At 67.6% G+C, this 20,680-nt stretch carries 21 protein-coding genes; 15 read left to right on the forward strand and 6 right to left on the reverse strand.

What is annotated here, in order from left to right; all coding sequences use genetic code 11:
• The 3 genes from fdx to AVE30378_RS04190 all read left to right on the forward strand — a co-directional run bounded on the left by fdx (nt 1) and on the right by AVE30378_RS04190 (nt 1,665).
• Nucleotides 1-342, forward strand: coding sequence for an ISC system 2Fe-2S type ferredoxin (gene fdx, locus AVE30378_RS04180; RefSeq protein ID WP_129239503.1), 342 nt, complete (start codon nt 1-3; stop codon nt 340-342).
• Entirely contained in the window at nt 342-536 is a 195-nt protein-coding gene (gene iscX, locus AVE30378_RS04185) for a Fe-S cluster assembly protein IscX (protein WP_129239504.1), read from the forward strand. Before fdx ends, iscX begins: the two co-directional genes overlap by 1 nt.
• A gap of 244 nt (nt 537-780) precedes the next feature.
• A complete protein-coding gene (locus AVE30378_RS04190) occupies nt 781-1,665 on the forward strand; it encodes a methylglyoxal synthase (protein ID WP_129239505.1) in 885 nt (294 codons plus the stop codon).
• Here AVE30378_RS04190 and AVE30378_RS04195 read toward each other — a convergent pair.
• Nucleotides 1,658-2,620 (reverse strand): LysR family transcriptional regulator, encoded by a 963-nt coding sequence (locus AVE30378_RS04195; RefSeq protein ID WP_129239506.1) that lies wholly within the window; start codon nt 2,618-2,620, stop codon nt 1,658-1,660. The two genes, AVE30378_RS04190 and AVE30378_RS04195, sit on opposite strands and share 8 nt — an antisense overlap.
• Nucleotides 2,621-2,746: 126 nt before the next feature.
• Here AVE30378_RS04195 and AVE30378_RS04200 point away from each other — a divergent pair, with 126 nt between their 5' ends.
• From AVE30378_RS04200 to AVE30378_RS04210, 3 genes are read left to right on the forward strand one after another with little or no spacing between them, the layout of a single operon-like run.
• A complete protein-coding gene (locus AVE30378_RS04200; protein WP_129239507.1) occupies nt 2,747-3,718 on the forward strand; it encodes a Bug family tripartite tricarboxylate transporter substrate binding protein in 972 nt (323 codons plus the stop codon).
• A 22-nt stretch (nt 3,719-3,740) separates the two neighbouring features.
• Nucleotides 3,741-4,952: a CaiB/BaiF CoA transferase family protein gene (locus tag AVE30378_RS04205; protein WP_129239536.1), complete on the forward strand. Its 1,212-nt coding sequence runs from the start codon at nt 3,741-3,743 to the stop codon at nt 4,950-4,952.
• Nucleotides 4,949-5,728, forward strand: a complete 780-nt coding sequence (locus AVE30378_RS04210; protein WP_129239508.1) for an enoyl-CoA hydratase/isomerase family protein — start codon at nt 4,949-4,951, stop codon at nt 5,726-5,728. Before AVE30378_RS04205 ends, AVE30378_RS04210 begins: the two co-directional genes overlap by 4 nt.
• Before the next feature lie 2 nt (nt 5,729-5,730).
• Here AVE30378_RS04210 and AVE30378_RS04215 read toward each other — a convergent pair whose 3' ends face one another.
• On the reverse strand, nt 5,731-6,534 hold the full coding sequence (locus AVE30378_RS04215; protein ID WP_129239509.1) for an enoyl-CoA hydratase/isomerase family protein: 804 nt from the start codon (nt 6,532-6,534) through the stop codon (nt 5,731-5,733).
• A 254-nt stretch (nt 6,535-6,788) separates the two neighbouring features.
• On the opposite strand from AVE30378_RS04215, the gene AVE30378_RS04220 reads away from it, so the two are divergent.
• The 8 genes from AVE30378_RS04220 to AVE30378_RS04255 are packed head-to-tail and all read left to right on the forward strand — an operon-like array spanning nt 6,789 to nt 15,256.
• A complete protein-coding gene (locus AVE30378_RS04220) occupies nt 6,789-7,613 on the forward strand; it encodes an ABC transporter ATP-binding protein (protein WP_165360074.1) in 825 nt (274 codons plus the stop codon).
• The gene (locus AVE30378_RS04225) at nt 7,613-8,491 is read left to right on the forward strand and encodes a branched-chain amino acid ABC transporter permease (protein ID WP_129239510.1); all 879 of its coding nucleotides are present in this window, start codon (nt 7,613-7,615) and stop codon (nt 8,489-8,491) included. Before AVE30378_RS04220 ends, AVE30378_RS04225 begins: the two co-directional genes overlap by 1 nt.
• 3 nt (nt 8,492-8,494) lie before the next feature.
• Entirely contained in the window at nt 8,495-9,532 is a 1,038-nt protein-coding gene (locus tag AVE30378_RS04230) for a branched-chain amino acid ABC transporter permease (RefSeq protein ID WP_129239511.1), read from the forward strand.
• A gap of 55 nt (nt 9,533-9,587) precedes the next feature.
• Complete coding sequence (locus AVE30378_RS04235) at nt 9,588-10,766, forward strand: ABC transporter substrate-binding protein (protein WP_129239512.1); 1,179 nt, start codon at nt 9,588-9,590, stop codon at nt 10,764-10,766.
• 34 nt (nt 10,767-10,800) lie between these two features.
• The gene (locus AVE30378_RS04240) at nt 10,801-11,595 is read left to right on the forward strand and encodes an ABC transporter ATP-binding protein (RefSeq protein WP_129239538.1); all 795 of its coding nucleotides are present in this window, start codon (nt 10,801-10,803) and stop codon (nt 11,593-11,595) included.
• A complete protein-coding gene (locus AVE30378_RS04245) occupies nt 11,592-13,451 on the forward strand; it encodes an AMP-dependent synthetase/ligase (protein ID WP_129239513.1) in 1,860 nt (619 codons plus the stop codon). Before AVE30378_RS04240 ends, AVE30378_RS04245 begins: the two co-directional genes overlap by 4 nt.
• Nucleotides 13,448-14,602, forward strand: a complete 1,155-nt coding sequence (locus AVE30378_RS04250; protein ID WP_129239514.1) for a thiolase family protein — start codon at nt 13,448-13,450, stop codon at nt 14,600-14,602. Before AVE30378_RS04245 ends, AVE30378_RS04250 begins: the two co-directional genes overlap by 4 nt.
• Before the next feature lie 27 nt (nt 14,603-14,629).
• Nucleotides 14,630-15,256 carry a TetR/AcrR family transcriptional regulator gene (locus AVE30378_RS04255; protein WP_165360079.1) on the forward strand — a complete coding sequence of 209 codons (627 nt, stop codon included), beginning with the start codon at nt 14,630-14,632 and terminating at the stop codon, nt 15,254-15,256.
• Nucleotides 15,257-15,265: 9 nt separating this feature from the next.
• Here the strand turns inward: AVE30378_RS04255 and AVE30378_RS04260 are convergent, their stop codons facing one another.
• The 4 genes from AVE30378_RS04260 to prfB all read right to left on the reverse strand — a co-directional run bounded on the left by AVE30378_RS04260 (nt 15,266) and on the right by prfB (nt 19,037).
• A complete protein-coding gene (locus AVE30378_RS04260) occupies nt 15,266-15,586 on the reverse strand; it encodes a preprotein translocase subunit TatB (RefSeq protein ID WP_129239516.1) in 321 nt (106 codons plus the stop codon).
• A 15-nt stretch (nt 15,587-15,601) separates the two neighbouring features.
• Complete coding sequence (gene lysS / locus AVE30378_RS04265) at nt 15,602-17,125, reverse strand: lysine--tRNA ligase (RefSeq protein WP_129239517.1); 1,524 nt, start codon at nt 17,123-17,125, stop codon at nt 15,602-15,604.
• Between the two features lie 10 nt (nt 17,126-17,135).
• Nucleotides 17,136-17,891 carry an SDR family oxidoreductase gene (locus AVE30378_RS04270; RefSeq protein WP_129239518.1) on the reverse strand — a complete coding sequence of 252 codons (756 nt, stop codon included), beginning with the start codon at nt 17,889-17,891 and terminating at the stop codon, nt 17,136-17,138.
• Between the two features lie 41 nt (nt 17,892-17,932).
• Nucleotides 17,933-19,037, reverse strand: a protein-coding gene (prfB, locus tag AVE30378_RS04275) for a peptide chain release factor 2 (protein WP_129239519.1) whose coding sequence is annotated in 2 segments (ribosomal slippage) — nt 17,933-18,955 and nt 18,957-19,037 — 1,104 coding nt in all. Because the reading frame shifts where the segments join, the coding sequence is not laid out codon by codon here.
• Nucleotides 19,038-19,296: 259 nt separating this feature from the next.
• Here prfB and AVE30378_RS04280 point away from each other — a divergent pair.
• Nucleotides 19,297-20,607: an MFS transporter gene (locus AVE30378_RS04280; RefSeq protein WP_129239520.1), complete on the forward strand. Its 1,311-nt coding sequence runs from the start codon at nt 19,297-19,299 to the stop codon at nt 20,605-20,607.
• Nucleotides 20,608-20,680 lie beyond the last annotated feature (73 nt).

Here is a 20,680-nt window from a genome sequence, read left to right on the forward strand (position 1 = left end):
ATGCCGAAACTGACTGTATTGCCTCATCCCGATTACTGCCCGGAAGGCGCCGTGATCGAGGACGCGCCCAAGGGCGTGTCGATCTGCCGGGTGCTGCTGGATAACCACATCGATATCGAGCACGCCTGCGAACTGTCCTGCGCATGTACCACCTGTCACGTGGTGGTCAAGCAGGGTTATGCTTCGCTGGAAGACGCCACCGACGACGAAGAAGACCTGCTGGACAAGGCCTGGGGCCTGGCCCCGACTTCGCGCCTGTCCTGCCAGGCGTTGGTGGCGGACGCCGACCTGACGGTCGAGATTCCCAAGTACACCATCAATCACGCGAAAGAGGGCCATTGATGAAGTGGACCGACACCTACGAGATCGCCGCGGCCCTGGTGGACGCGTATCCCGACGTGGACCCCAAGACGCTGCGCTTCGTGCAACTGCGCGAATGGGTCCTGGCCCTGCCGGGCTTCAGCGACGACCCGGCCCACTGCGGCGAGAAGATCCTGGAGGCCATCCAGATGGCCTGGATCGACGAGGCCGACTGAAGACGAAGCTCCCCCCGGGGAGCTTTTCTTTTGGCGTGGCGGTGTAGGGGCCGGGGACGCGGATAACCAGCGCGCGAGGGCCAAGATACACGGTGTCAGACACCCGTACGAGATCCCCGTCCAGTCCGAAGCCGGCGTTCCCGGGTGTCTGACACCCCGCCGCGCTCGTTGCAGGCGCCGCGTTTGGGCACTTCCTTTCCCGGTATCATGAACGATCCCGCCGTTCTCCTTCCCGAGTCCACAGATGCCCGCTGCTCAATTGCGTTTTGGCCTGGCCGCCAACCGGCTTCACCATGAAACTCCCGACGCCGCCTTGTTCACCTGGCTGCGCGCGTGCTCGCCGACAATACGCGAGCTGGGCGTGCAGTTGCACACGGTGGGCCGCACGCACGATGCGATCGTGCGCGAAGGCATGCTGCAGGGCTACAGCGGCCTGGTCCGCTATCCCTACGGCCGCGAGGGCGGCCTGATGAAACTGGTGGCCCGGGTCACCGAGGGCCGCGACGGACAGGCGCCGTTCGACGGCGCGATCTACCTGATCGATCCGGTCGATCCTTCTTCGATTTTCCCCGAGGCGCTGGCGCTCAAGCGCCAGTGCATCACGCATGGCCGGCCGTTCATCTCGACGCTGGCGGGCGCCATCGAATGGATGGAAGTGGAGCGCGTGCACGCGGGCCTGGCGCCCGATGCCTCGGCCTCGCGCCTGTTCAACTTCACCGGCCAGACGCTGGCGCTGATCGCGCACGATGCCTTGAAGGACGAGATGGTCGCGTTCGCCAGCGAGCATTTCGACGTCTTGTCGCGCTTTGCGCGGCGCGTGGCGACGGGCACGACGGGCGGCCGGCTCAACGACCTGGCCTGGTCGCGCGGGTGGCCCAGGGACACGCCCTGGGTGCACCGCTATTTGAGCGGGCCGCTGGGCGGCGACGCGCAGATCGCGGAACTGGTGCTGGAGCACCAGTGCCAGCGCGTGATCTTTTTCGAGGACCCGCACGTGGCGCGCCAGCACGAAGCGGACATCCAGTTGCTGGAGCGCGCGGTGCGCGTGGTGACGGAGTCGGCCACCTGCGCCACCTCGCCCACGGTGGCCCGGCGCTGGGCGCAGGCGGTGGAGAAGCGCGTCATCTGACCCGGGCCGGGGCGGGCGCCGCCGCTGCCGTCCGGCAATCGGCGATGATCCGCCCGATCCGGTCCGCCACGGCCGACGCCGCCATCGACAGCGGCAGGACGTCCGAACGGCAGAGATACACCGGCCGCGTCATGCGGGGCCTGCCGATCCGGTGCAGCACGACCTTGCCGTGCTCGGCCTCCTGGCGCACCGCCTCGTACGACAGGATGGTGTGGGCGACGCCGGCCTGGGCCAATTCGATCAACTGCGGAATGGCGTTGGCCTCGGCGATGACGCGGAACTCCACGCGCTCGCGCTGCTGATAGCGGTCCAGCAGCCGCCGCAGGCTGTGCGGGTTGCCCGGCAGCACCAGCGGCAATTGCGCCAGCGCGCCCAGGCTCATGGCGGGCAGGGCGCGCGGATCCGCGGGCCGGGGCTTCCTGCCGCGCGCGCCCGCGGGCGGCGAAACCACCACCAGCTCTTCGTCGATCAGGTGTTGGAAGCTCAGGTCGGCCGAGGCGTCGTCGCTGAACGTCAGGCCCAGGGCCGCATGCCCGGAACTGACGAAACCCGGAATATACCCGGTGCTGGATTCGATGATCTTGAGATAGACGCCCGGCCAGTGCTCCAGGCTGAAGCGCAGCAGCGGCACGGTCAGCAGCTTGGCCATGGACATCGACATCGCCACCGAGACGGCGCCGCGCGGGGCGTTCGCATCTTCGCGCACGTCGGCGCGCGCCGCGTCGATGCGGCCCAGGATCTCGCGCGCGTGCGCCAGCATGCGCGAACCGGCGGCGGTGGGGGTAACGCCCCGGGCGCTGCGATGCAGCAGCACCACGCCCAGGTCCTCTTCCAGGTTGCGGATCAGCAGGCTCAGCGCGGGCTGCGCCACGTGCAGCGTTTCGGCGGCGCGGCTGATCGATCCGGTGGAGACCACCGCGACGAAGCACTGCATTGCGCGTAGGGACATCGACATGGACGGACTCCGGCGGGCAGGGGTATCACAATTTTATTATGGCCTGCATATTCAAACGGTATTTCTAATATAGCAAGCGGTTTCGCATAATTCAGCGCAAGCCTGGAAAATGACTATGGAGACATCATGGCGCTGAAGAAAATCATGGCCGCCTGCCTCGCGGCGGCCAGCCTGTCCGCCCCGGCGTTCGCCGACAACTGGCCGTCCAAACCCATTACGTTGCTGGTGCCGTTCTCGGCCGGCGGCCCGACCGACTTCATCGCGCGCCTGGTGGCCGAGCCGCTGGCGCGCGAACTGGGGCAGCAGGTCATTGTGCAGAACAAGCCGGGGGCCAGCGGCAACGTGGGATACCAGAGCGTGCTGAACGGCCCGGCCGACGGCTATACGCTGATGCACAACACGGTGGGCATGCAGGCCATCAACCCGCTGATGTATCCCGGCGCGAAAATGCATCCGCTGCAGGACTACGTGCCGGTCGGCATCACGGGCGCCATGCCCAATCTGCTGGTGGTCAATCCCGAGCGCACGCCGGCCGCCACGCTGGGCGAGCTTGTCCAGCGCGGCCAGGCCACCGCGAACGGGCTGAGCTACGCGACGTTCGGACCCGGCAGCTCGCCCCATGTCTACGGCGCATTGCTGCAGAAACTGGCCAGTTTCCAGGCGGTGGGCGTCGCCTACAAAGGCAGCGCCAATGCCGTGACCGACGTGATCGGGGGCCAGGTCGATTTTCTGTTCGACAGTATGTCCACCAGCATCGGCCAGGTCCAGGCTGGCAGGCTGAAGGCCCTGGCGATCACCTCGGCGGAACGTTCGCCGCTGCTGCCCGGCGTCCCCACGCTGAAGGAGGCCGGCTATCCGGGCCTGGACCTCAAGTTCTGGTTCTCTCTGCAGGTGCCGGCCGGCACGCCGCCCGAGGCGGTGCAGAAGCTGCGCGAGGCCATCGCGCGGGTCGTGGCGAGCGAGTCCTATCGCAAGGCGATGCAGGAGCGCGGCGCCGAGGCGCTGCAAGTGGCGCCGGCCGAGCTGGACGCCTTCTTCAAGCGGGAGACCGCGCAGTGGACCGAGGCCGCGAACGCCATCGGCCTGAAGGCCGAGTGACCGCATGGCCGACACCAAGCGCATGACGCCGCTCAAGAACATCATGGTCCTGGACCTGAGCAAGGTGCTGGCCGGCCCGCTTTGCGGGCAATACCTGGGCGAACTGGGCGCCCGCGTGATCAAGGTCGAGCCGGTGGGCACGGGCGACGATACGCGCGCCTGGCTGCCGCAGGACGCGGGCCAGTCCGCCACGTTCCTGGCGGTCAACCACAACAAGCGCAGCCTGGCCGTGGATTTGAAGACGGCGCAGGGGCGGGAGGTCGTGCACCGGCTGGCCGCGCAGGCGGACGTGGTGCTGCAGGGTTTCGGCGGGCGCACCGCCGCCCGCCTGGGCGTGGACTACGAGACGCTGAGCGGCATCAACCCGAAGCTCGTCTACTGCGAGATCTCGGGCTACGGGCGGGAAGGGCCGATGGGCGAGGAGCCCGGCTACGACGTCATGCTGCAGGCCTTCAGCGGCATGATCAGCACCATGGGCGAACCGGGCGGCAGCTTCGCGCGCGCCAGCTTCTCGCCGGTCGACCTGGGCACGGGCTCGTTCGCGCTGAGCGGGATCCTCGCCGCGCTGCTGGAACGCGGCCAGACCGGCCGTGGCCAGTACCTGGACGTCTCTTTGCTGGACACGTCATTGGGCCTGATGTCGTACATGGCGCAGAACTACTGGCGCACGGGGAAGATTCCGCGCCGCATGGGCACCGGGCATCCGGCGATGTGCCCGTACCAGGCCTTTCGGGCCGCGGACGGCGACATCATGCTCGGCGTGGGCAACGACGCGCAATGGCAGCGTTTCTGCGCGGTGGCGGGCCTGCGGGACTACGTGGACGCGCCCGACTTCGCGAGGAACGCCGACCGGGTACGCAACTTCGACGCGACCGTGGCCCTGGTCCAGTCGCGCATGGAGACGCGCACCGTCGCGCAGTGGCTGGAGTCGCTGAAACCGGCGGGCATCGCCTGCTCGGCCATCCATACGCTGGACCAGGCGCTGGCGCATCCGCAGGTCGCCGCGCGCGACCTGATCGTGAAGAGCGAGCATCCGGTGCTGGGAGAGGTGCGGAACGTGGGGCTGCCGGTAAGGTTCGGACGCCAGCCCCGCCAGGCCGCGCTGCCGGCGCCCCTGCTGGGCGAGCACAGCCGCGAGATCCTGGCCGGACTCGGCTACGCCGAAGCGGAGATCGACGCGATGCTGGCCGCCGGCAGTGTGCAGGCCCATACCCTTCCTGGAGAAGCCGCATGAAGTTCCTGCGCTACGCCGTCCGCGAACAGGTCGCGGAAATCCATCTGTGCCACGCGCCCGTCAACGCGCTCGACGTGGAAATGCTGGACGAACTGATCGCCGCGCTGGCGCGGGCCGACGCCGACCCCGGCGTGCGCGCGGTCCTGCTGGCCAGCGACCTGCCGGGACGGTTCTGCGCCGGCCTGGATATGAAGAAGCTGCTGGACAGCGCGCCGGCCCGGATCCATCGCCTGCTCTCGACGCTGTACATCAAGCTCTACGACGCGCAGTTCAACCTGGGCAAGCCGTCGATCGCGGTGGTGTCGGGCGCCGTGCGCGGCGGCGGCATGACGGTGGCCGTTTCCTGCGACATGATCGTCGCGGCGGACACCGCCACCTTCGGCTATCCGGAAATCGACGTGGGGGTGCTGCCCGCCATCCACTACGTGCACTTGCCGGGCATCGTGGGCAAGCACAGGGCGTTCGACCTGCTGTTCACCGGCAGGACCTTCGATGCGGCCGAAGCGCGCGGCCTGGGCCTGGTGGCGCGCGTCGCGCCGGAAGCGGAGTTGCTGGAGCAGGCGCGCGCGCTGGCGCGGTCCCTGGCGGCCAAGCCGCCGCAGGTCCTGGCGATGGGGCGGCGCGCCTTCGTGTTCAGCAACGACAACGAATACCGGCGCCGGGTCGCCACGGCGGTGGAGGTGTTCTGCAACGCGGCCGCCACGCCCGAGGCGCGCGAGGGCTTGCGCGCCTTCGTGGAAAAGCGGGCGCCGGACTGGCCGGCCGCGGCGGGCTAGCCTTATTTTCCAGTGAATCGCGGCGGCCGCTTTTCGCGGAAGGCCCTGACGCCTTCGGCGAAATCGGCGCGCGCGGCGGAGTCCAGGAAGCGCGCGGTTTCCTCGGCCAACTGGGTTTCCAGCGTGGCGCTCGCAGCCGAACGCAGCAGCGCCTTGGCGCCCGCGATGCCGTGCGGGGCGTTGAGGGCGATGTCGCGCGCGTAGGCGCGCGCCGCGCCGGCGAGTTCGGCGGCGGGCGCCGTGCGCGTGACGATGCCCCAGGCCAGCGCGTCGCCGGCGGTGAAGGCGTCGGGGCGCAGCAGCAGGTCCAGCGCGCGCCGGGCGCCCAGCACGCGCGTCAGCCCGTGCGTCATGCCGGCGTCCGGCGTGGCGCCGAGCTTGAGATAGGCCGTCATGAACCGGCATTCCGTCGCGGCGATGGCCAGGTCGCAGGCGAGCACCAGCGATAGGCCGGCGCCCGCGGCGATGCCGTGCACCTGCGCCAGCCATACCTTGTCCATGCGCGCGATGCGGGCGACGAAATCATTGAGCGGCGTGAACAGGTCGAGCAGCGCGCCGCGCACCTGGCCGGCATCGCCTTCGAACATGGAAATGTCGCCGCCGGCGCAGAAAGCCTTGCCTTCGGCGCGCAGCAGCACGGCGCGGATCTCGTCGCGGGCCTCGATCCATTGGGCGGCCCGTTGCAGGTCCTGCGCCATCGCCACGTCGATGGCGTTGAGCGCGTCGGGGCGGTTCAGCGTCACGGTCGCGATCGCGCCGTCGGTGTCCAGAAGCAGCGTCGGGAAGCTTGGAATTCCAGGGGGCATGGCGCGTCTCCGTTATCGGGTAAATACCAACTGTCGATCCAAAAACCGCGATGCTATGGTCTGAACCGAGCGCTTGCTTGGTTTTCTTTTGAGCACGTGTAGCGTAACGCATAGAACGATTTTCCGGTGCTGATCTGGCATAGGTAAAGACAGGTTCGTTGCATTTCCTGCCTCGCGGTTCGCCCTGATCCACCGCTGATAAAAATGCCGCCCCAAGCGGCAAAAGAACTTCGCGTCGAAAAGCGAGGAGACAAATGGTGGATCGGTCCGAGCAGCCTCCCTTGCTGGAGGTGGATGGGGTTACCTTGGCGTTCGGCGGAGTCAAGGCGTTGACGGGCGTGGGTTTTCGCGTGGCGCCCGGTTCCATCACCACGGTCATCGGCCCCAACGGCGCCGGCAAGACCTCGTTGTTCAACACCATTTCAGGTTTCTACAAGCCATCGTCGGGACTGATCCGCTTCCTGGGTCGCGACATCACGCGCGTGGCGGCGCCCGAACGCGCCAGGCTTGGCCTGGCCCGCAGTTTCCAGAACATCGCGCTGTTCCGCGGCATGACCGTGCTGGACAACATCAAGCTCGGGCGCCACGCCCATTTGCGCTGCAACGTGCTGGACGCGCTGCTGTACCTGGGGCGGGCGCGCCGCGAAGAGATGGCGCTGCGCGCCGACATCGAAGAACGCATCATCGACTTCCTGGAGATCGACCACATCCGCCACGCGCCGGTGGCGGCGCTGTCCTACGGACTGCAGAAGCGCGTGGAGCTGGCGCGCGCGCTGGCCATGAATCCCAAGGTGCTGATGCTGGACGAACCCGTGGCCGGCATGAACCGCGAGGAAACCGACGACATGGCGCGCTTCATCCTGGACGCCCGTTCCGAGTGGGGCGTGACGGTGCTGATGGTGGAGCACGACATGGGCATGGTGATGGACCTGTCGGACCACGTAGTGGTGCTGAACTTCGGCCAGGTGATCGCCGACGGCACGCCGTCCGAGGTGCAGGCCGATCCCGAGGTCATCAAGGCCTACCTGGGCGCGGGCGACGTGGGCGACCTGCGCCGCCGGCTGAGGGAGGCGGCCTGATGGACTGGCTGTTCTTCCTGGAGGTAACCCTGGCCGGGCTGGGCAGCGGCGGGCTGTATGCGCTGGCGGCACTGGCGTTCGTCATCGTCTACAAGGCCACGCGGGTGGTGAACATCGCCATCGGCGAGTTCCTGATGCTGGGCGCCTACCTGTTCTACGCTTTCGCCGCGGGCATGGAATGGCCGATCTGGCTGGCCATCGCGGGCGCCGTCGTGGCCTCGGGCGTGTTCGGCGCGGTGGTCGAACGGCTGACCATCCGGCCCATGCTGGGCGAATCGCCGATCTCCGTCTTCATGGTCACGGTGGGGCTGGCGTCCATCCTGGTGGGCGCGGTGGAACTGATCTGGACGGCCGATCAGCGGCGCCTGCCGGAATTCATGCCGCGTTCGCCCGTGATGGTGGGCGAGGCCTTCGTCGCGCCCAAGGTTTTCTACGGGTTCTGGGTGGCGGTGGCGCTGGCCGTGCTGGTGCTGGCGGTATTCCGCTACTGGCGCGGCGGGGTGGCGTTGCGCGCCACGGCGTCGGACCAGGGCGCCGCGTACGCGATGGGGATCAACGTGCCGCGCGTGTTTTCGCTGGCGTGGGTCGCGGCGGGCGCGATCGCCGCGGTGTCGGGCGTGATCGTGGGCGCCATCGGCGGCATCTCCTCGTCGATGGGCGTGTTCGGCCTGTCCGTGCTGGTGGTGGTGATCGTGGGCGGGCTGGACAGCGTGGCCGGCGCCCTGGTGGGCGGTGTGTTCATCGGCCTGCTGGAGGCCTGGGCGGGCGCCTACCTGGGAGGCGAGTACAAATTGCTGGCCACTTTCATCGTGCTGGTCGTGGTGCTGATGGCCAGGCCCTACGGCCTGTTCGGCACCCGCGAAATCGAGAGGCTCTGACCGATGCGCATCGCGACTGCGAAGCAGACCTATCTTGCCGACGAAGCGCTGTTCGATACCCGCGTGCAGCGGGCGTGGCTGGCGCTGCTGGCCGCGTCGCTAGCGCTGTTCCCGTTCATGGCCGACGCCTATTGGCTGTACCTGGCCTGCCTGGTGGCCATCAACATCGCCAGCGCCACGGGGCTGAACATCCTGACCGGCTACACCGGGCTGGTCAGCCTGGGGCAGGCCGCCTTCATGGGCCTGGGCGCCTACACGGTGGCGGTGATGGAGCTGCGCCTGGGCACGCCCGTGCTGGTCAACCTGCTGGGCGGCGGAGCGGTGGCGATGGCAGGGGGGATCCTGGTCGGCATTCCGTCCCTGCGGGTGAAGGGACTGTACCTGGCCATTTCCACGATCGCCGCCTCGTTCATCGCGCATTTCATTTTCGCGAACTGGGAATTCACGGGCGGCACCGCGGGGCTGCAGGTGCCGCCGGCGCGGGTGCTGGGCGTGGACCTGGACACGTCGTTCAAGATCTATTGGCTGATCGTGCCCGTGACCGCGCTGATGGTGCTGGGCGCGGCGAACCTGTTCCGCACGCGCATCGGCCGCGCCTTCATCGCCATCCGCGACCGCGACATTTCGGCCGAGGTGCTGGGCATCCGGCTGCTGCGCTACAAGCTCCTGTCCTTCGGCCTGTCGTCGTTCTACGCGGGCGTGGCGGGCGGCCTGTGGGCGTATTTCTTCCGCGTGGTCACGCCCGAGAGCTTTCCGCTGATCATGTCGATCTTCTTCCTGGCGGCGATCATCGTGGGCGGCATGGGTTCCATCCTGGGCTCCATCCTGGGCGCGCTCTTCATGACGATGGTGCCGGAACTGCTGAAGCTCATCGTCGGGTGGCTGCCGGTGGGCGGCGATGCGCTGCGCCTGATCTCGCCGGTGCGCACCATTGTTTTCGGCCTGCTGATCGTGGGCTTTCTGATCTTCGAGCCGCACGGGCTCGCGGAAATCTGGCGGCGAGTGCGCCGTTTCTTCCACCTCTGGCCCTTCCGCACCTGAGCCCTGCGCGAGCGGCGCGGCGGCGGCCATCCATAAGACCCTCAGGAGACAAACCATGAAGCGCATCCGGATCGGCAGCGGTTTATCGAGGTTGTTGGCCCCGCTGGGCCTGGCGGCGGCCCTGGCGGCGCCCGCCGCCCACGCGGCGGAGGACCTGGTGCTGGGCGGGTCCATCCCGTTGAGCGGGGTCTTCGCCTTCGCCGGGCAGGGCATCCACGCCGGCATCACCGATTACGTGAAGATCGTCAACGAGCAGGGCGGGGTGAAGGGACGCAAGCTGCGCTACGTGCCAGAAGACACCGCCTACAAGGTGGATGCGTCGGTGGCCGCGTTCAAGAAGATCACCAGCCAGAACAAAGTGAATTTCTACTACGGCGATTCGACCGGCTTTTCCAAGACGATCAACGCCGAGCTGAACCGCAGCGGCGACATCCTCATGACCGGCGCGTCGTTCGCCACGGAACTGAACGACCCGGCCAAGTATCCCGCGCAATTCATGCTGGGGCCCGACTACACGGAAATGTTCGGCATTCTGCTGCGCTACATCGCCAAGGAGCAGCCCGGCGCCAAGGTGGCGTTCGTGTATTCGGACACGGAGTTCGGGCGCGACCCGATCGCGAGTTCGCGCGCGGTGGCGGAAAAGCTCGGGCTGAAGGTCGCGACCGAGATCATGACGCCGCCGGGCAGCGTGGACGTGTCGACCGAAGTGATCAAGCTGCGCCGCGCCGATCCCGACTACACCATTTTCCACGGCTACGTGCTGGCGCCGATTCCCGAGTTCGTGGGGCAGGGCAAGCGCATGGGCCTGAAGACGCGCTACATGGGCACGTTCTGGACGATGGACAACTCGACGGTGATGCAGATGGGCGAGGACGCCGAGGGCTTCATGGGCGTGATGCCTTATCGCTACTACTACGACACCGAGGGCGACGCGCCCATGCTGAAGAAGATCCGCGAGATGCGCCCGCAGTACCAGAGCACCGGCTATATGCAGGGCTTCCTGGCCGCCATGCTGTTCACCGAAGTGGCCAGGCGCACGCTGGACGCGGGCAAGGAACTGACCGGCGCCAACATGAAGGCGGCGCTCGACGGCATCAAGGACTTCGACACGGGCGGCCTGATCGGCGTGCCGGTCACGATCAAGGGCAACTCGATTCCCGTGGGCCGGATCTACCGCGCCGACGTGAAGCAGAAGCAGATGGTGCCGGCGTCCGACTGGATCGTGCTGAAGTGAGGCGGCCGTGAACCCCGGACACGACGCGCAGGCGGTGCTCGATATCAACAACATCGAAGTCGTCTACAACAAGGCGGTGCAGGTGCTGCGCGGCCTGTCCCTGTCGGTGCCGGCGGGCAGCATCGTGGCCCTGCTGGGCAGCAACGGTGCCGGCAAGTCCACCACGCTGAAGGCCGTGTCCGGCCTGCTGGACCTGGAGGACGGCGCGCTGGTGCGCGGGCGCATCGTCTTCGACGGCGGCGACACGGCCGGCGCCAAACCGCAGAACCTGGTGCGCGCCGGCCTGGCGCACGTGATGGAAGGCCGCCGCGTGTTCGAGGACCTGACCGTGGAGGAGAACCTGGTGGCGGCGACCTACGCGCTGACGGGCAGGCCGGGCGCGCGCGCGGACTTCGACCTGGTCTATACCTACTTCCCGCGCCTGTTCGAGCGGCGCAAGGGGCTGGCCGGCTACCTGTCGGGCGGCGAGCAGCAGATGCTGGCCATCGGCCGCGCGCTGATCGCGCAGCCCAGGCTGATGCTGCTGGACGAGCCCTCGCTGGGGCTGTCGCCGATGCTGGTGGAGAGCATTTTTTCCATCATCGCCCGCATCAACCGCGAACAGGGGGTGTCGATGCTGCTGGTGGAGCAGAACGCGTCGGTGGCGCTGGCGGTGGCGCACTACGGCTACATCATGGAGACGGGCAAGGTGGTGATAGACGGCAGTGCCGACAAACTGGCGGCGGATCCGGACGTGCGCGAGTTCTACCTGGGCGTGGGCGGCACGGGCGAGGCCCGCGGCTTTCGCGATATCAAGCACTACAAGCGCCGCAAGCGCTGGCTCTCATGATGGACAAGGAACGCAATTTCTTCGCGGCCGATGCCAGCGCATGGCCGGAACTGACCTTGCCGCAGATGCTGCGCGAACAGGCCCGCCGGCAGCCCGGCGCCATCGCCATTCGGCAGAAGGACTTCGGCATCTGGAAGCCTATCTCGTGGTCCGAGTACTGGCGGCGGGCCTGCCGCGTGGGGCTGGGGCTGCGCGCATTGGGCCTGGGCGCCGGCGGACGGGTGGCCATCGTGGCCGAGAACCGCGTGGAATGGCTGCTGGCCCAGATGGGGGCGGGCGCGGTCGGCGCCGTGGCGGTGGGCGTGTACGCCACGAGCCCGGCCGAGGAAATGGGTTATGTGCTGGAGCACGCCGACGTGGAACTGGTGGTGTGCGAAGACCAGGAACAGACCGACAAGGTGCTGCAGGTGGCCGAGCGGCTGCCGCTCTTGCGGCGGATCGTGATGATGGAGAGCAAGGGCCTGCGTTCGTACGGGCCGGCCGAGCGCGAGCGCATCGTGACGTTCGCCGAGGTCGAGGCCGACGGCGCGGGGCGCGAGGCGGTCGAACTGCCCGCGCTGGACGCGATGCTGGACCGCCAGCGGCTGGACGACACGGGGCTGATGATCTATACGTCCGGCTCCACCGGCAAGCCCAAGGGCGCGATGCTGAGCTACCGTAACATGCGCGGCGTGGCGCCGGGCATCGCGGACCGGCTGGCGATGGACCGCGGCAGCGTGCACCTGTCATACCTGCCGCTGTGCCACGTGGCGGAGCAGATGCTGTCCACCTTCGTGCCCATCTACCTGGGGACGCAGGTGAATTTCGGCGAGTCGATTCGGACGGTGCAGGAAGACCTGCGCGAGGTGGCGCCGACGATCTTCCTGGGCGTGCCGCGCATCTGGGAAAAGCTGCACGCCGCTATCTCGATCAAGATGCAGGAAGCGGGGCGCGTGCAGCAATGGCTGTACCGCCGAGCGCTGGAGTCGTGCGCGCCCTTTCTGGAGAAGTCGCCGGCGCAGTACACGGCCGGCGAGCGGCTAACGCGCTGGCTGTGGTACTGGCTGGTGCTGCGCGCGCTGCGGAACTTCATCGGGCTGCGGCGGGTGCGCGTGGCGATGACGGGGGCCGCGCCCATTCCCCCGGACGTAGTGCGCTACTTCCGCAAGCTGGGCGTGCCGCTGGTGGAGGTGTACGGCCTGACGGAGTCGGCGGGCATGATCTTCGGCCAGCATCCGGACCGCGTGAAAGTGGGCACGGTGGGCGAACCCATCCTGGGCGTGGAGTGGCGGATGGGCGAGGCGGGCGAGCTGCTGGTGCGCGGCGACATGGTGTTCCAGGGCTATTACAAGAACCCGGACGCCACGGCCGACACGGTGCGCGACGGCTGGCTGCACACCGGCGACGTGGTGGCCGACGAGGACGGGCGCGTGCGCATCGTGGACCGGCTGAAGGACATCATGATCACGGCGGGCGGCAAGAACCTGACGCCTTCCGAGATCGAGAACGCGGTCAAGGGCAGCCCCTACGTGAAGGAGTGCATCGTGATCGCCGATGGGCGGAAGTACGTGTCGGCGCTGATCCAGCTTGAGTTCGACACGGTGGGCAAATGGGCGGAGTCGCGCCGCATCGCCTTCACGCATTTCCGTTCGCTCGCGGAGTCCGCGCCGGTGCGCGACCTGATCCAGCAGGAAGTCGCGCGCGCCAATGCCGGCCTGGCGCCGGTGGCGCAGATCAAGCGCTTCCATCTGCTGACCAAGGAACTGGACCACGACGACGGCGAAGTGACCGCGACCATGAAGGTCAGGCGCGCCAGCATCTACCGCAGCTACGCAGGCGAGATCGAGGCGCTCTACATCGAGGAGACGACCGCATGAACGAAGTCGTGATCGTGGAGGCCGTGCGCACGCCATTCGGCCGGCGCGGCGGATGGTGGGCGGACACGCGGCCGGACGCGCTCCTGGCCCGGACCGTGCGGGGCCTGCTGGCGCGCGCCGGCCTGCCGGACGGCAAGGTCGAGGACCTGATCGCGGGTTGCGTCAGCCAGGCGGGCGAGCAGGGCGCCAACATCGGCCGGTTGGCCGCGATGCTGGCCGGCCTGCCCGAGAGCGTGCCCGGCGTGGCCTTGAACCGCATGTGCGGGTCCAGCCAGCAGGCCGTGCATTTCGGGGCGCAGGCCATCGCCGCAGGCGATATGCGCTACGTGGTGGCGGGCGGGGTGGAGAGCATGAGCCGCGTGCCGATGTTCCTGGACGTGACCCTGGGGCGGGAGGAATTCCGCGGCTTCGATTCGCTGAATCCCGAGCTGCTGGAACGCTATCCGCTGATACACCAGATCGAAAGCGCGGAGCGGATCGCGGAACGCTGGCAACTGTCGCGGCAGGACATGGACGAGTGGGCGCGCGAGAGCCATGCGCGTGCCTGGGCCGCGGCGCGGGCGGGCCGCCATGCCGAACTGCTGCCGGGGCCGCACGCGCAGGCCGATCGCGACGAGGGCATCCGCGAGAACACGGACCCCGGCCGCATGGCGGCCATGGCGCCGGCCTTGAGGCCGCCCGGTGAAGGAAGCGTGACGGCGGCCAACGCCAGCCAGCTTGCGGACGGCGCGGCGGCGGTGCTGCTGGCGGACCGCGATACGGCGCTGGCCGACGGCCTGCGGCCGCGCGCGCGCTTCCTGGCGCGGGTGGCGGTGGGATCGGATCCGGTGCTGCAACTGACCGGCGTGATCCCCGCGGCCCGCCTGGCCCTGGCGCGCGCCGGCCTGGACCTGCGGGATATCGACTGGATCGAGATCAACGAGGCGTTCGCCAGCGTCGTGCTGGCCTGGCAGCGCGAGATGGGCGCGGACCTCGCTCGGGTGAACCCCTGGGGCGGCGCGATCGCCCATGGGCATCCGCTGGGTGCGACCGGCGCGGGATTGATGGCCAAGATGCTCGCGGGCCTGGAGGCCACCGAAGGCGAACTGGGCATGCAGCTAATGTGCATCGGGCACGGCATGGCTTGCGCGACCATTATCCAGAGGCAGTGACCGGCGATGGAGAAGAGCGCAACCGCGATGCCGGCCGCCGCCGCGGGACGGGACGAACGATCGGAGTCCGAACGCCGGCGGGAGGTGATCCTGATGGCGGGGCAGTTGTTCTGCCGCCATGGCTACGAACGCACCACCGTGCGCGAGCTGGCGCGGGCGGTGGGGTTGCAGTCCGGCAGCCTGTTCCATCATTTCCGCAGCAAGGAGGAAATCCTGGTGGCCGTGATGAACAACGGCATCCAGGAAGTGATCGACGGGGGCGAGCAGGCGCTGGCGCATTACCAGGCGCCGGCGGACCGCCTGGCCGCGCTGTTCCGGGTGCATATGTGGAGCATGCTGCACGGCGCGGGCGGCGACGCCATGAACGCGCTGGTGTACGAATGGCGCAGCCTGTCCGCGCCCAGCCAGGCCGTCGTCAAATCGCTGAGCGGCCGCTACGAGGCAATGTGGCAGGAGGCGGTCGCGGCGGCGGTGGACGCGGGCCTGCTCGCGGGCGACGCGCGGGTCATCAAGCGCTGCGTGCTGGGCGCGATGAACCTGACGGTGCAGTGGTACAAGCCGGGCGGCCGCCTGCCGCCGGCCGAGTTCATCGACGCCATGCTGCAGGCCTCGCTGCCGGCGCTGCCGGCGGGGGCCGGCAGATGGCCGGTCTGAAAGCCGGGTTCAGCCGCGGCGCTTGAGGAAGGCGCCCACGGCGCAGGCGACGGCCAAGGCCAGCAGGGAGCCGGCCACGGGCAGCAGGAAATCGGCTTCGCCGCGATAGCCGCCGCCGGTGACGCCGCCCGCCACGCTGCCCATCCACAACACGACGCTCAAGAGGGAGGCGACGGTGGAGATCGCGGCGGCCACGCACAGGGCGACGAAGGCCGGCCGGCGCGGCCGCGCCGGCGCGTACGGGGCGGCCGCCTGGACGCTGCGGGGCTGTTTGATCCAGTAGACCAGCCCCGCCACGACCAGCAGCAGCATCAGGATCTTGAAGATCATGATGCCGTCGGCCCGTCAGTCTTCACGGCGCAGGTGCGGGAAGAGGATGACGTCGCGGATGCTGGGGCTGTCGGTCAGCAGCATGACCAGGCGGTCGATGCCGATGCCGCAGCCGCCCGTCGGGGGCATGCCGTATTCCAGCGCGCGGATGTAGTCCGCGTCGTAGAACATGGCTTCCTCATCGCCGGCGTCCTTGGCCTCGACCTGCGCGCGGAAGCGCTCGGCCTGGTCCTCGGGGTCGTTCAGCTCGGAGAAGCCGTTGGCGATCTCGCGGCCGGTCATGAAGAGCTCGAAGCGCTCGGTGATCCCTTCGCGGGTATCCGAGGCGCGCGCCAGCGGCGACACTTCCACCGGGTAGTCGATGATGTAGGTGGGGTTCCAGAGCTTGGCTTCGGCGGTTTCCTCGAACAGCGCCAGTTGCAGCGCGCCCAGGCCGGCGCGCGACAGCACCGGGCCGTCGGCGTCGGCGCCCAGCTTCTTGAGTTCCGCCCGCACGAAGGCCGGGTCGTCCAGTTGCGCCTGGGTGTAGCCCGGCGCGTACTTCAGGATGGCTTCGCAGATGGTCAGGCGGTCGAACGGCTTGGACAGATCCAGTTCGCGGTCCTGGTAGGTGAGCACGGCGCTGCCGGTGGCCGAGATGGCGGCCTGACGGATCAGTTCTTCGGTGAAGTCCATGAGCCAGCGGTATTCCGCGTAGGCCGCATAGAACTCCATCATCGTGAATTCGGGATTGTGCCGCGGGCTGACGCCTTCGTTGCGGAAGTTGCGGTTGACCTCGAAGACGCGCTCGAAGCCGCCCACGATCAGGCGCTTCAGGTAGAGCTCGGGCGCGATGCGCAGGAACATTTCCATGTCCAGCGCGTTGTGGTGCGTGACGAAGGGCTTGGCCGCCGCGCCGCCCGGGATCGGGTGCAGCATCGGGGTTTCCACTTCGAGGAAGCCGGCGTTCAGCATGAACTGGCGGATGCTGCCGATGGCCTTGCTGCGCGCCTCGAACGTGCGGCGCGTGGCGTCCGTCATGATGAGGTCGACGTAGCGCTGGCGGTAGCGCAGTTCCTGGTCGGCCACGCCGTGGAACTTGTCGGGCAGCGGGCGCAGCGACTTCGACAGCAGGCGCGCGCTGGCGGCGTGCACCGACAGTTCGCCCTTGTTCGTCTTGAAGACCGACCCTTCGACCGCGATGATGTCGCCGATGTCCCATTGCTTGAACGCGGCGTAGCTGTCTTCGCCCAGGGTGCCGCGGTCCAGGTAGATCTGGATGCGGCCGGTGCTGTCCTGCAGCGTGGCGAAGCTGGCCTTGCCCATGACGCGCTTGAGCATCATGCGGCCCGCGACCTTGACGGCGATGGGGTTGGCGGCCAGGACTTCCTGCTCCTCGCCGTCGTATTTGTCGTGCAGGGCGGCGGCACGGGCGTCGGGGACGAAGTCGTTGGGGTACGCGACCCCGGTTTCGCGCAGTTTGGACAGCTTGGCGCGCCGTTCGGCGATCAAGCGGTTTTCATCCTGGGCGGGTGCCGGAGCGGTCGAGTGGTCGGTCATGGTAGGGAAATCAGTCGTAATTGCGGATGTCGTCGATTTCGGTCGTGCCGAAATCTTCGCGATCCAGGTAGGCGAGGATGCGGGCGGCCACGTTGGCGGGCGAGGACAGCTTGCCGGTCGCGTGGAAGTCCTGGAACTTGGACAGCGCCGGGAAGTTCTCCGGATCGCTGGAGCGGATGGCGACCTGCATGTCGGTATCGACGATGCCGGGGGCCAGCGCGACGATGCGCGCGCCGTCGGCGCCCTGTTCCTGCTTGACCACGCGCGAGTACATGTCGAGCGCGGCCTTGGTGGCGCAGTACACGCCCCAGCCCGCGTTGGGATTGCGGCCCGCGCCGGAGGAAATGTTGAGCACGCGGCGGTCGGCCTTCAGGTCCTGGACGGCGGCCAGGAAGCGGGCGGTGAGCAGCATCACGGCGGAGACGTTCAGGTTGAAGGCGGAAGCGATGGCCGCGCCGTCGGTGAGCGCGCCGGTGCCGAGGATGGGGTGCACCGTGCCCGCGTTGTTGATCAGCAGGTAGCGTTTCGCGTCGCGCGGAAGCGACGCGGCGATGCGCTCGGCCGCCGCCTGCGCCGCGTTCAGGTCCGAGAGGTCCACGGACATCTGTTCCAGGTGCGCGTCCTGGGCGCGCGCGTAGGCGGCCAGTTCGGGATCTTCACGGCGCGCCAGCGTGATCAGGCGCGTGCCCGGCTTGACCAGGCCGCGGGCCATGGCGGCGCCGATGCCGCGCGATGCGCCGGTGAGAATTGCGATGGTGTCGGACATTCGTGAACCTCGGGGTGCGGTGAATGGGAGTGTCGCGAAACTCAGATGCCTTGCTTCAGGCTGGCCTGGATGAAGGGGTCCAGGTCGCCGTCCAGCACTTTCTGCGTGTTGGAAATTTCGACGTTCGTGCGCAGGTCCTTGATGCGGCTCTGGTCCAGCACGTAGGAACGGATCTGGTGGCCCCAGCCCACGTCGGTCTTGGAATCTTCCAGCTTCTGCTGTTCGGCCATGCGGTTGCGCATTTCCAGCTCGTAGAGCTTGGACTTCAGCATCTGCATGGCTTCGGCGCGGTTGCGGTGCTGCGAACGGTCGTTCTGGCACTGCACCACGATGCCGGTGGGCATGTGGGTCAGGCGGACCGCGGAGTCGGTCTTGTTGATGTGCTGGCCGCCCGCGCCGCTGGCGCGGTAAGTGTCCACGCGCAGGTCGGCGGGGTTCACTTCGACTTCGAAGGAGTCGTCGACTTCCGGGTAGACGAACACGCTGGCGAACGAGGTGTGGCGGCCGCCCGACGAATCGAACGGGCTCTTGCGCACCAGGCGGTGCACGCCGGTTTCGGTGCGCAGGTAGCCGAAGGCGTATTCGCCTTCCAGCTTGATGGTGGCGGACTTGATGCCCGCGACTTCGCCCTCGGATTCTTCCAGCACTTCGGCCTTGAAACCCTTGCGTTCGGCGTATTTGAGGTACTGGCGCAGCAGCATGGAGGCCCAGTCCTGCGCTTCCGTGCCGCCGGCGCCGGCCTGGATGTCCAGGAAGCAGTTCAGCGGATCGGCCGGATTGGAGAACATGCGGCGGAATTCCAGCCCTTCCAGCTTTTCCTGGAAGGCGGTGGCGTCCTGCTCGATGGATTCGAGCGTGGCGTCGTCGTCATCCGAGGCGGCCAATTCGAACAGTTCGTTCGAATCCGCCAGCCCCGAGCCCAGCGCCGTCAGCGTTTCCACGACGTCTTCCAGGGCCTTCTTTTCACGGCCCAGGTCCTGGGCGTGCTTGGGGTCGTTCCAGACCGCCGGGTCTTCGAGTTCGGCGTTTACGACTTGCAGGCGTTCAGCTTTGGCATCGTAGTCAAAGATACCTCCGTAGAGCCTGTTCGCGCTCCGCGTAGTCGGCGAGGCGGGCTGCGAGCTGGTTCTGACGTTCGGCTTCCATGATTGATCCTGTCTTGATGACTTTTGTGCGAAACCTGGCATTTTACCGCGCTTGGTCCCGGCGCGTGGGCCGATCTTGCAAGGGTGGGGGACGGATGAAGGATAAGGGTTTCCTTGGATACGGTGAAGTTGTTCAGTCTTTTGTCAACTATGCGGTTCTAGGCTGCGCATATCGGCCGAAGCGTTCCCATCCGGGACCTCGGACCGCCACCCGCGCCGGCTTGCCGCCGGCCTATCCCGACAGAGGAATGGAGACATAGATGGAAAACACGATGGCCCCCGGGGTCTCGCCGGTGATCCCGGCGACTGAGGAGGACCGGATCTACCGGAAGGTAGGCTGGCGGCTGGTGCCGCTGTTGGTGGTGTGCTACGTCGTGGCCTACCTGGACCGCGTCAACGTAGGCTTCGCCAAACTGCAGATGCTGCAGGAGCTGCAATTCAGCGAAACGGTGTACGGGCTGGGCGCCGGCATCTTCTTCATCGGCTACTTCCTGTTCGAGATTCCCAGCAACATCATCCTGCACAAAGTCGGCGCGAAGGTCTGGATCGCGCGGATCATGATCACCTGGGGGATCATTTCCGCGTGCATGATGTTCGTGACCAGCGTGCAGATGTTCTACGCCCTGCGCTTCCTATTGGGCGCGGCCGAAGCCGGGTTCTTCCCGGGGATCATCCTGTACCTGACCTATTGGTATCCGGCCGCGCGGCGCGGGCGCATCACCACCTTCTTCATGACCGCCGTGCCCATGTCCGGACTGATCGGCGGCCCGGTCTCGGGCTGGATCATGAGCACCTTCCACGGCGACCACGGCCTGTCGGGCTGGCAGTGGCTGTTCCTGCTGGAGGGCATCCCTTCCATCATCATCGGGATACTGGTGCTGGTGTATCTCGACGACCGCATCAACCGCGCCAAGTGGCTGACCGCCAGCGAGAAGGCCGTGCTGATCCGCAACATCGCCGCCGAGGAGCAGGAAAAAGAGGATCCTCCGATCCGCGCCGCGCTGGCCAAGCCGCGCGTGTGGGCCATGGCGCTGATCTATTTCTCGTTCGTGATGGGGCTGTACGGGGTCGGGTTCTGGATGCCCACGCTGATCAAGAGCACGGGCGTGCAAAGCCCGCTGGCGATCGGCCTCTTGACCGCGGTGCCCAACCTGTTCGCCGTGATCGGCATGATCCTGATCTCGCGCAATTCCGACCGGCACCGCGAACGCCGCTGGCACGTCGCGCTGCCGGCATTGTTCGGCGCGCTGGGCCTGTTCTTCTCGGCCGTGTGGAGCGGCAATACGGTTCTGGCCATCCTGGCGCTGACGGTGGCGAACATCGGCATCTGCACGGTGCTGCCGCTGTTCTGGAGCCTGCCCACGGCCTTGCTGGGCGGCACGGCGGCGGCGGCCGGCATCGCGCTCATCAATTCGGTGGGGAATCTGGCGGGGTTCGTCAGTCCTTACCTGGTGGGCTGGCTGAAGGATATGACTGGGACGACCAATACCGGGCTCTACATGCTGGCCGGCTGCCTGGTGGTGGGGGCGCTGGTGGCGTTGGCGCAGCCGGCCAAGTTGGTGAATAAGTAGATTCTATGGTTTCACGCAAGCCTGCTTGGCCAGGAAGAGTTCTTGGTCGAAGGGTTTGCGTGATTTCCATACG

The organism is Achromobacter veterisilvae (genome assembly GCF_900496975.1).
GTDB lineage: Bacteria > Pseudomonadota > Gammaproteobacteria > Burkholderiales > Burkholderiaceae_B > Achromobacter > Achromobacter veterisilvae.

What these genes read in the sequence shown, in the direction of transcription:
- fdx (WP_129239503.1), top strand. Translation starts at nt 1, where the DNA reads ATGCCGAAACTGACTGTATTGCCTCATCCCGATTACTGCCCGGAAGGC.
- iscX (WP_129239504.1), top strand. Translation starts at nt 342, where the DNA reads ATGAAGTGGACCGACACCTACGAGATCGCCGCGGCCCTGGTGGACGCG.
- AVE30378_RS04190 (WP_129239505.1), top strand. Translation starts at nt 781, where the DNA reads ATGCCCGCTGCTCAATTGCGTTTTGGCCTGGCCGCCAACCGGCTTCAC.
- AVE30378_RS04195 (WP_129239506.1), bottom strand. Translation starts at nt 2,620, where the DNA reads ATGTCGATGTCCCTACGCGCAATGCAGTGCTTCGTCGCGGTGGTCTCC.
- AVE30378_RS04200 (WP_129239507.1), top strand. Translation starts at nt 2,747, where the DNA reads ATGGCGCTGAAGAAAATCATGGCCGCCTGCCTCGCGGCGGCCAGCCTG.
- AVE30378_RS04205 (WP_129239536.1), top strand. Translation starts at nt 3,741, where the DNA reads ATGACGCCGCTCAAGAACATCATGGTCCTGGACCTGAGCAAGGTGCTG.
- AVE30378_RS04210 (WP_129239508.1), top strand. Translation starts at nt 4,949, where the DNA reads ATGAAGTTCCTGCGCTACGCCGTCCGCGAACAGGTCGCGGAAATCCAT.
- AVE30378_RS04215 (WP_129239509.1), bottom strand. Translation starts at nt 6,534, where the DNA reads ATGCCCCCTGGAATTCCAAGCTTCCCGACGCTGCTTCTGGACACCGAC.
- AVE30378_RS04220 (WP_165360074.1), top strand. Translation starts at nt 6,789, where the DNA reads ATGGTGGATCGGTCCGAGCAGCCTCCCTTGCTGGAGGTGGATGGGGTT.
- AVE30378_RS04225 (WP_129239510.1), top strand. Translation starts at nt 7,613, where the DNA reads ATGGACTGGCTGTTCTTCCTGGAGGTAACCCTGGCCGGGCTGGGCAGC.
- AVE30378_RS04230 (WP_129239511.1), top strand. Translation starts at nt 8,495, where the DNA reads ATGCGCATCGCGACTGCGAAGCAGACCTATCTTGCCGACGAAGCGCTG.
- AVE30378_RS04235 (WP_129239512.1), top strand. Translation starts at nt 9,588, where the DNA reads ATGAAGCGCATCCGGATCGGCAGCGGTTTATCGAGGTTGTTGGCCCCG.
- AVE30378_RS04245 (WP_129239513.1), top strand. Translation starts at nt 11,592, where the DNA reads ATGATGGACAAGGAACGCAATTTCTTCGCGGCCGATGCCAGCGCATGG.
- AVE30378_RS04250 (WP_129239514.1), top strand. Translation starts at nt 13,448, where the DNA reads ATGAACGAAGTCGTGATCGTGGAGGCCGTGCGCACGCCATTCGGCCGG.
- AVE30378_RS04255 (WP_165360079.1), top strand. Translation starts at nt 14,630, where the DNA reads ATGCCGGCCGCCGCCGCGGGACGGGACGAACGATCGGAGTCCGAACGC.
- AVE30378_RS04260 (WP_129239516.1), bottom strand. Translation starts at nt 15,586, where the DNA reads ATGATCTTCAAGATCCTGATGCTGCTGCTGGTCGTGGCGGGGCTGGTC.
- lysS (WP_129239517.1), bottom strand. Translation starts at nt 17,125, where the DNA reads ATGACCGACCACTCGACCGCTCCGGCACCCGCCCAGGATGAAAACCGC.
- AVE30378_RS04270 (WP_129239518.1), bottom strand. Translation starts at nt 17,891, where the DNA reads ATGTCCGACACCATCGCAATTCTCACCGGCGCATCGCGCGGCATCGGC.
- AVE30378_RS04280 (WP_129239520.1), top strand. Translation starts at nt 19,297, where the DNA reads ATGGAAAACACGATGGCCCCCGGGGTCTCGCCGGTGATCCCGGCGACT.